The following is a 9,310-nucleotide window of genomic DNA, read 5'->3' as shown; positions in this document are numbered from 1 at the left end:
CGGCGGCTCGGCGGGCGGGCGGGGCGTGGTGCTCGCGGTGACCGCCACGGGCCGCGAGGCCGAGGACCTCACCGCCGCGCTGTCGAGCCTGCTCGACCCGGCCCGGGTCGCGCACTTCCCCGCGTGGGAGACGCTGCCGCACGAGAAGCTGTCGCCGCGCTCGGACACCGTCGGGCAGCGGCTCGCGGTGCTGCGGCGGCTCGTCCACCCGGACGCGGGCGACCCGTCCACGGCCGGGGACGCGGGCAAGGGCGGCGGCCTGGACGTGGTCGTGACGCCGATCCGCGCGGTGCTCCAGCCGATCGTGACCGGCCTCGGCGACCTGGAGCCGGTGCGGCTGGCCTCCGGTGAGGACGCCGACCTGGACGACACCGTCCGCCGCCTGGTGGACGCGGGCTACCACCGCGTCGACCTGGTGGAGAAGCGCGGCGAGATCGCGGTGCGCGGCGGGATCCTGGACGTGTTCCCGCCCACCGAGGAGCACCCGCTGCGGGTGGAGTTCTGGGGCGACACCGTCGAGGAGATCCGCTACTTCAAGGCCGCCGACCAGCGTTCGCTGGAGGTCGCGCAGGACGGGCTGTGGGCGCCGCCGTGCCGGGAGCTGCCGCTGACCGAGGCGGTCCGCGAGCGGGCCCGCCTGCTCGCCGAGGAGCACCCGGCGCTGGAGGAGATCCTCGGCCGGATCGCGGGCGGCGACACCGTCGAGGGCATGGAGGCGTTCTCGCCCGTCCTCGCCGAGAGCATGGAGCTGCTCACCGACCTGCTGCCGGAGGGCTCGGCGCTGCTGGTGTGCGAGCCGGAGCGGATCCGCACCCGCGCGGTGGAGCTCGTCCGGACGAGCCAAGAGTTCCTGGAGGCCAGCTGGGTCAACGCGGCCGCCGGGGGCGAGGCGCCGATCGACCTCGGCGCCGCCGCGTTCCGCTCGCTGGAGGAGGTCCGCCTCCACAGCACCGAGCTCGGCCTTCCCCGCTGGAGCGTGACAGCGCTTAATCCTGGAATGGCGAGCGAAGGGAGCGCGGGGGGAGCAGGGGGGGCGTCCCCCCTGGAGGGCAGGGTGGAGGCGCTCAACCTCGGGGCGCACGCGGCCGAGGCGTACCGGGGCGACACCGGACGGGTCGTCGCCGACCTCAAGGGGTGGATCGACGGCGGCTGGCGCGTCGTGCTGGTCACCGCCGGGCACGGCCCGGCCGAGCGGCTCGTCCAGCTCGTGGGCGAGGAGGGGCTCGGCGCGCGGCTCACCGGCGTGGACGCGCCGCCGGAGCCGTCGGTCGTCAACGTGACCACCGGGCTGCTGGAGAACGGTTTCACCTGGGAGTCGGTCAAGCTCGCGGTGCTGACCGAGACCGACCTGTCGGGGCAGAAGTCGTCCACCAAGGACATGCGGCGGATGCCGTCGCGGCGGCGCGGCGGCATCGACCCGCTCCAGCTCAAGGCGGGCGACTACGTCGTGCACGAGCAGCACGGCGTCGGCCGGTACGTGGAGATGGTCAGCCGGACGGTGCAGGGCGCCACCCGCGAGTACCTGATCCTGGAGTACGCCAAGAGCGACCGGCTGTTCGTCCCGACCGACCAGTTGGAGGAGCTGACCCGGTATGTGGGCGGCGAGGCGCCGAGCCTGCACCGGCTCGGCGGCGCCGACTGGCAGAAGGCCAAGTCCCGCGCGCGCAAGGCGGTCAAGCAGATCGCCGGCGAGCTGATCAGGCTGTACTCGGCGCGGATGGCGAGCCCGGGTCACCAGTTCGGCGCCGACACCCCTTGGCAGCGGGAGCTGGAGGACGCGTTCCCCTACGTGGAGACGCCCGACCAGCTCGGAGCGATCGACGAGGTGAAGGGCGACATGGAGCGGCCCGTCCCGATGGACCGGCTGATCTGCGGCGACGTCGGCTACGGCAAGACCGAGATCGCGGTGCGGGCGGCGTTCAAGGCCGTCCAGGACGGCAAGCAGGTCGGGGTGCTGGTGCCGACGACGCTGCTGGTGCAGCAGCACCTGTCGACGTTCAGCGAGCGGTTCGGGCCGTTCCCGGTGGTGGTCAAGCCGATCAGCCGGTTCCAGTCCGATAAGGAGATCGAGGAGACGCTCCAGGGCCTCGCCGCGGGCAGCGTGGACGTGGTCGTCGGCACGCACCGGATCCTGTCGTCCCGGACGCGGTTCAAGGACCTCGGCCTGGTGATCATCGACGAGGAGCAGCGGTTCGGCGTCGAGCACAAGGAGGAGCTCAAGCGGCTGCGGACGCAGGTGGACGTGCTGGCCATGTCCGCGACGCCGATCCCGCGGACGCTGGAGATGGGCCTGACCGGCATCCGGGAGATGTCGACGATCCTCACGCCGCCCGAGGAGCGGCACCCGGTCCTGACGTTCGTCGGGCCGTACGAGGAGAAGCAGATCGCCGCGGCCGTGCGCCGCGAGCTGCTGCGCGAGGGCCAGGTGTTCTTCGTCCACAACCGGGTCCGCTCGATCGACAAGGTCGCGGCGAACCTGGCGCGGCTCGTCCCGGAGGCGCGGATCGCCACCGCGCACGGCCAGATGAACGAGCACGAGCTGGAACGCGTCATGGTCGACTTCTGGGAGAAGAACTACGACGTCCTGGTCGCGACGACGATCGTGGAGTCCGGCCTGGACGTGCCGAACGCCAACACGCTGATCGTCGACCGCGCCGACATGTACGGGCTGTCGCAGCTGCACCAGCTGCGGGGCCGGGTCGGGCGCGGCCGGGAGCGGGCCTACGCCTACTTCCTGTACCAGCCGGAGACGCCGCTGACCGAGACGGCGCACGAGCGGCTCGCGACGCTGGCGCAGCACACCGAGATCGGCGCCGGCATGTACGTGGCCATGAAGGACCTGGAGATCCGCGGTGCGGGCAACATCCTGGGCGCCGAGCAGTCCGGGCACGTCGCCGGGGTCGGGTTCGACCTGTACGTCCGGATGGTCGGCGAGGCCGTCCGGGACCTGAAGGAGGGCGGCCGCGCGCCGGTCTCCGTCGAGACGAGGGTCGAGCTGCCGGTCGACGCGCACCTGCCGCACGAGTACGTGCCGGGGGAGCGGCTGCGCCTGGACGCCTACCGCCGCATCGCCGCGATCACGTCCGAGGACGAGATCGCCGCCGTGCACGAGGAGCTCAAGGACCGGTTCGGGGCGCCGCCCGTCCCGGTGCTGAACCTGCTGGAGGTGGCGCGGTTCCGGGCCAAGGCGCGCCGGGCGGGGCTCACCGACGTCACCGTCCAGGGGAACTTCATCAAGTTCACGCCCGCGGACCTGCCCGACTCCAAGCAGGTCCGCTTGCAGCGGCTGTACCCGAAGAGCATCCTCAAGCCGGCGACGGACACGCTGCTGGTGCCGGCGCCGAAGACCGCGCCGCTCGGCGGCCGGCCGCTGCGCGACCAGGAGCTGCTGAAATGGGCGACCGACCTGGTCGAGGCACTGTTCCTCGAATCCGTCCGCGCCTAAGCTGGCGCAGTCCGGAAGTGATCATCGACGAGATGGAGTCCCCCGTGCCCGGTAGGTCCGTGCCCGGTAAGCCCGTGTCCGGTAAGTCCGTGAAGGCCGCGGTGGCCGTTCTGGTGGCGGCCGGCGCGCTGGCCGGTTGCGGCGGCTCGCCGAGGGTGGGCACCGCCGCCCTCGTCGGCGACGACCGCATCACGGTCACGACGCTCAGCCAGACCGTCCGCGACTGGCGGGGCCAGTTCAGGAGCGACGCGGCGGCCAACCAGATGCGGTCCAACTCCAACGACCCGTCCGAGCAGGTCGGGGCGGGCTCCGGCGAGGCCGACATGCGCGGCGCGCTGACCCTGCTCATCAACTTCCGGGTCGCGGAGAAGATGGCCGCGCAGCAGGGCGTGCCGGTGCCGGACGGGCAGACCGACCAGGTCGTCGAGGGGCTGAACAAGCGGCCGGGCGGCGCGGCCTCGTTCACGCTGGCGAGCGGGCTGCCCCGGGAGAAGGCGCGGGACGTGGCGCGCTTCATCGCGACGCGGCAGCTGGTGCTGCGGCGGCTCGGGGCCGACGGCAACCCCGCCAGCCCGGCGACGGCGCAGGCCGGGCAGCGCTGGAACGCGCTGTTCCGCGGCACCGCCGACCGGATGCACATCAAGATCAACCCCAGGTACGGGACGTTCGACGCGGTCCGGGGCGACGTCGGCCCGGTCGGCTACCGGCTGTCCAGCCCGGAGACGGGCGTCGGCCGCCCATGAGCCTGACCCTGCTCGCGACCACGCACCGCGTGGCGCCGGGCCTGCTGTCCTGGAAGGCGTGGGAGGCGCTCCGGTCGGCCGGTCGGGTGCTGGTGCGCGGCGACCATCCGCTGCTGCCCGGCCTGCACGACGCCGGGATCGTCCCCGAGCGGGTGGCCGAGCCCGACGCGGCCGCCCTGGTCGCGGCGGCGCGGCGGGAGGACGTGGTGTGGGTCGCGGCGCCCGAGGGCGACGAGGCGCTCATGCGCGAGATCGGGACGCTCGTCGTCGCCGACCCGCTGGACGTGGAGGTGCTGCACGGGTCGTACGACCTGCCCGGCTCCCGGCTCCTCGACCTCGTCTCCGTGATGGACACGCTGCGCCGCGAGTGCCCGTGGGACCGCAAGCAGACGCACGCCACGCTGGTGCCGTACCTGCTGGAGGAGGCGTACGAGGTCCTCGACACCGTGGAGTCCGGCGACCTCGGCGCGCTGCGCGAGGAACTCGGCGACGTGCTGATGCAGGTGGCCTTCCACGCGGTGGTGGCCGCCGAGCGCACCGATGAGACGGCGTTCACCATCGACGACGTGGCCGCCGGGATCGTCGACAAGCTCGTCCGGCGGCATCCGCACGTGTTCGGGGACGTGACCGTCTCCGGCGCCGACGAGGTCAACGCCAACTGGGAGCAGATCAAGGCGGCCGAGCGGGCCGAGAAGAGCGGCGAGGACGCGTCGGCGCTCGACGGCGTCCCGATGGGGCAGCCCGCGCTGTCGCTGGCCGCTCAGCTCCAGCGCCGCGCCGCGCGGATCGGCGCCCCCGCCGGCCTCGCCCCCGGCCCGGGTGCCGCCGTCCCGCCGGACGAGGCCGGCGGCGTGTCGCCGGACGGGGTGGACCATGGTGCGGGCACCGCGACTGACCTGGGGACAAGGCTTTTCGAGCTGGTCCGGGAGGCGGGCGAGCGGGGAGTGGATCCCGAGGCGGAGTTGCGAGCCGTATCGCGGGTATTCCGCGATCGTGTCAGAGCGTGGGAACGGCGCGAACAAGCCGACTGAATCGGGTGATATGACCCGCCGAATCGCCGATGGGGTGGTCTGGAGGGGTACGCACGTCTACCCTGGGCGCGTGCCGACAGAGGCTGGGAGTGACGGCGGGGACTCGGTCCCCTCACCGGCACGCCGTCCGCGCCGGGTGCTCGCGGGGACGACCACGCGCGCCGAGAAGGTGCGCGCGCTCCGCGGGCTGGGCGCCCTCGGCGGGCTCGCCGGGGTCCTCGTCGCGCTCATGCTCCTCCCGACCGCGTGCACGGCGGGCGTCGGCGCCCGCGACGCGGCGGACTGGTTCGAGAGCGAGCCGGAGGACCTGAGCACCTCGGGCGTCCCGCAGCGGTCCAAGATCCTGGCGGCGGACGGCTCCACGATGGCGACGTTCTTCTACCAGAACCGGGTCGACGTCGCCCTCGACAAGATCGCGCCGATCGCCCGCCGGGCGGTGCTGGCCATCGAGGACAGCCGCTTCTACGAGCACGGCGCCATCGACGCCCAGGGCACGCTGCGGGCCCTGGCCAGCAACCTCAACAGCGGCCAGGTGACCCAGGGCGGGTCCGGCATCACCCAGCAGTACGTCAAGAACCTGCTGCTCGCGCAGGCCGACTCCGCCGCCGAGCAGCGCGCCGCCAAGGAGATCTCCGCGGCCCGCAAGATCCGGGAGCTGCGGTACGCGGTGGCGCTGGAGAAGCGCTACTCAAAGGACGAGATCCTCCGCCGCTACCTCAACATCGCCTACTACGGCGACGGCGCGTACGGCATCGAGGCCGCGTCCCGGCACTACTTCTCCAAGCCTGCGGCCGGGCTGGACCTCGCCGAGGCCGCGCTGCTCGCCGGGGTCGTCCGCTACCCCTACGCCTACGACCCCGTCCACCATCCGGTCGCGGCCCGGGAGCGGCGCGACATCGTGCTGAGGCGGATGGCCGAGCTCGGCTGGATCGACCGCAGGCTGGCCGATGCCACCGCGCGGCTCCCCGTCAAGCTGCGCGTGCAGGACGTCAAGAGCGGCTGCGTCACCAGCAAGGCGCCGTTCTTCTGCGACTACGTGCAGCGCGAGATCCTCACCAGCCCCGTGTTCGGCAGGACGCCCGGGGAGCGGGAGAAGCTGCTCAAGCGGGGCGGCCTCACCATCCGCACCACGCTGGACTGGCGCGCGCAGAGGTCCGCGCAGCGCGCCGTGGACCGGCACGTCCCGGCCAAGAACTCCGCGCGCAAGGCCGCCGCCGAGGCGATGGTGCAGCCGGGCACCGGCGAGATCAAGGCCATGGTCGTGGACCGCAAGCTCGGCTCCAACAAGGAGCGCGGCAAGACCTGGATCAACTTCGCCGCCGACGCCAGCCACGGCTCCAGCATCGGCATGCAGGCCGGGTCGACGTTCAAGGTGTTCACCCTGGCCGCCGCGCTGGAGGAGGACCTGCCGTTCGGGACCCGGCTGATGGCGCCGCGCGGCTACACGCCCGTCGGCTACCGCGACTGCAAGGGCCGCCGCGTCGGCGATCCGAGCAAGACCCTCAGCAACTCCGCCGACGGCGAGGGCGGCCGGACGTTCAGCCTCGTCACGGGCACGCACCACTCGGTCAACACGTTCTTCCTCGCGCTGGAGAAGAAGGTCGGGCTCTGCGAGACGGCCAAGCTGGCCGAGCGCCTCGGGATGCGGCAGTCCAACGGCAGGCCGCTGGAGCAGTTCCCGTCGTTCACGCTCGGGTCCGGCCAGGTCTCCCCGGTGCGGTTGGCGGCGGCCTACGCGGCGTTCGGCGCGCGCGGCCGGTACTGCTCGCCGATCGCCATCCGGCAGATCACCGCCGCGAACGGCCGCCGGATGAAGGTCCCTGGAGCCGGCTGCAAGCAGGCGATCGACGAGGGCGTCGCCGATGCCGTCAGCCACGTGCTGCGCGGCGTCCTCACCAAGGGGACGGCGCGGGGGATGGGCCTCGGCCGTCCCGCCGCCGGAAAGACCGGCACCGTCGACAACTTCTCCGCCGCCTGGTTCGCCGGGTACACCCCGGACCTCGCCGCGGCCGTGTGGGTCGGCGACCCGCGCGGCGGCTACCGGTACCCGATGGAGAACCTGTGCATGGACGGCGAGTGCTACGGCACCGTCTTCGGGGCGACGATCCCCGCGCCGATCTGGCGGCAGAGCATGCTCGGCGCGCTCGCGGGAACGCCCGCGACCTCGTTCCACCGGCCGCCGTCGCACTACTTCAGCGAGGGGTCGGGCGAGGACAAGGCCAAGCTGCCGGACGTGCGCGGCCTGAGACTCCGCGCAGCCGTCGCCAAGCTGCGCGCCGCCGGGTTCAAGGTGCGCGTCGACCGGCCCGTCGAGTCCAGGAAGTACAAGAGGGGCACCGTCGCCGAGATGTCGCCGGGCCCCGGATCCGTCGAGCCGGGCGGCACCGTCACGCTGCGCCTGAGCAAGGGCGCCAAGCACGGCCGTCCCGACCGGCGCGGCGGTGACGGCGGCCGTGGCGGCGGCCGGGAGCAGGTGCCGGTGCCGCCCGCCACCCCGGAGCCGGGCGACCACGGACGGCCGTCGCCGCAGCCCGACCGCCTGCCCTGACCTGCGGATCCGTGTGATCGCCCGGCCGGTCGGGTAGATCACTCCCCGGGGCCACCGCCCCGCGGATCCGATCGGGGGGACGATCGTCATGCAAGCCATCGCCGTGTCCGAATACGGCGCCACACCGGCGCTCACGCAGCTGCCGCGCCCGGAGCCGGGACCCGGGGAGATCCTGGTGAAGCTGATCGCGGCCGGCCTCAACCCGCTCGACTGGAAGGTCGCCGACGGCCTGCTCAAGGACTCCCTCGACGCGTCGTTCCCGCTCATCCTGGGCCAGGACGGCGCGGGCGTCGTGGAGGACGCCGGAGAGGGCGTGACCCGGCTGCGCCACGGCGAGCAGGTCTACGGGTCCTTCTTCGGGGCCGCGCGCGGCCTCGGCACCTACGCCGAGTACACCCTCGCCCGCGAGGACGGCCCGGTCGCCCGCATGCCCCAGGGCATGATCTACACGCAGGCCGCCGCCGTGCCGACCGCGGGCATGACCGCGCTGGCCATGGTGGAGGACGCCCGCGTCGACACGGGGCAGACCGTCCTCGTCGTGGGGGCGACCGGCGGCGTCGGCCAGGCCGCGGTGCAACTCGCCGCCCGGACGGGCGCCAAGGTCATCGCCACCGCACGCTCCGACATGGCGGGCACGATGCGGCGGCTCGGCGCGGCCGAGACCGTCGACCACTCCAAGGGCGACCTCAACGCCCAGGTGCTCGCCGCGCACTCGGACGGCATCGACGCCGTCCTGGACATGGTGAGCGACACCGCCGCGACGGAGGCCGTCGCGCAGATGCTGCGGCCCGGCGGCACCTACATGAGCACCACGTGGTCGGTGAACCCCGACTCGATGGCCGCCAAGGGCCTGCGCGGGGTCAACTTCGAGGGTGAGCCGTCGGCGGACCTGCTGGACCGGCTGTCGGACCTCATCGACGCCGGCGAGTTGCGCGTGGTGATCGAGCGGGAGGTCCCGCTCCGGGACGCGCCGGACGCGCTCGCCGCCAACCGGGCCGGTTTCCGGTGGAGGGACGACCCCCCACACCCCCCGGGAAGAGCGACCGGCCCGGCTCCCTCCACTCCGCTGGCGCTCCGCTCCGGGAACCGGGCCGGTGGCGCGCGCGGCAAGACCGTCGTCCGCGTCTGACGGACCCGGACGAGGTGACGCGGCGGCATGCGCGGGCATGGAGGTGCCGTGCCGCCGAGCGAGCGTGCCGGCGGGCAAGCGAGCGTGCCGACAAGGCGAGCGTGCCGACAAGCGAGCGTGCCGAAAGGGAGGTGCCCGTGACGTACCAGGAGGGGCGCATGAACGAGAGTGAGAAGCGCGACAGGCTCCGCATGATCGACGAGGACCTCGCGCGGCTGCGCGAGGACCTGACCCCGCCGCCGGGCGACGCCAGGGACTTCGTGGACGCGGGCCAGGACCTGGCCGCCCGGGAGGAGCTGGCCGGGCAGATCGAGCTGCTGGAGGCCGAGCGCCGGCGCCTCCGCGACGAACTGGGCCTCGGCTAGCGGCCTCGCCCTGCGGCCTGCCCGACACGCTGCGGGCCGTCCTCAGCAA

Annotated in this window: 6 protein-coding genes; all 6 read left to right on the top strand. The window is 73.3% G+C overall.

Going from position 1 to position 9,310, the window contains the following annotated elements; all coding sequences use genetic code 11:
- A partial coding sequence (gene mfd, locus E1298_RS39570) for a transcription-repair coupling factor (RefSeq protein ID WP_131902518.1) occupies positions 1 to 3,445 on the top strand: 3,445 nt, incomplete at its 5' end.
- A gap of 89 nt (positions 3,446 to 3,534) precedes the next feature.
- Positions 3,535 to 4,188 (top strand): hypothetical protein, encoded by a 654-nt coding sequence (locus E1298_RS39565; protein ID WP_131902517.1) that lies wholly within the window; start codon positions 3,535 to 3,537, stop codon positions 4,186 to 4,188.
- Positions 4,185 to 5,219 carry a nucleoside triphosphate pyrophosphohydrolase gene (locus tag E1298_RS39560; RefSeq protein WP_131902516.1) on the top strand — a complete coding sequence of 345 codons (1,035 nt, stop codon included), beginning with the start codon at positions 4,185 to 4,187 and terminating at the stop codon, positions 5,217 to 5,219. The genes E1298_RS39565 and E1298_RS39560 overlap by 4 nt, the downstream gene beginning before the upstream one ends.
- A gap of 70 nt (positions 5,220 to 5,289) precedes the next feature.
- Entirely contained in the window at positions 5,290 to 7,767 is a 2,478-nt protein-coding gene (locus E1298_RS39555) for a penicillin-binding protein (protein WP_165975886.1), read from the top strand.
- An 88-nt stretch (positions 7,768 to 7,855) separates the two neighbouring features.
- Entirely contained in the window at positions 7,856 to 8,896 is a 1,041-nt protein-coding gene (locus E1298_RS39550; RefSeq protein WP_131902515.1) for an NADP-dependent oxidoreductase, read from the top strand.
- Between the two features lie 158 nt (positions 8,897 to 9,054).
- A complete protein-coding gene (locus E1298_RS39545) occupies positions 9,055 to 9,261 on the top strand; it encodes a hypothetical protein (RefSeq protein WP_131902514.1) in 207 nt (68 codons plus the stop codon).
- The last annotated feature ends 49 nt before the right edge of the window (positions 9,262 to 9,310 follow it).

It is taken from the genome of Actinomadura rubrisoli (genome assembly GCF_004349215.1).
In the GTDB taxonomy this organism is placed as follows: domain Bacteria; phylum Actinomycetota; class Actinomycetes; order Streptosporangiales; family Streptosporangiaceae; genus Spirillospora; species Spirillospora rubrisoli.
This window is presented reverse-complemented; position numbering and strand designations above follow the sequence as displayed.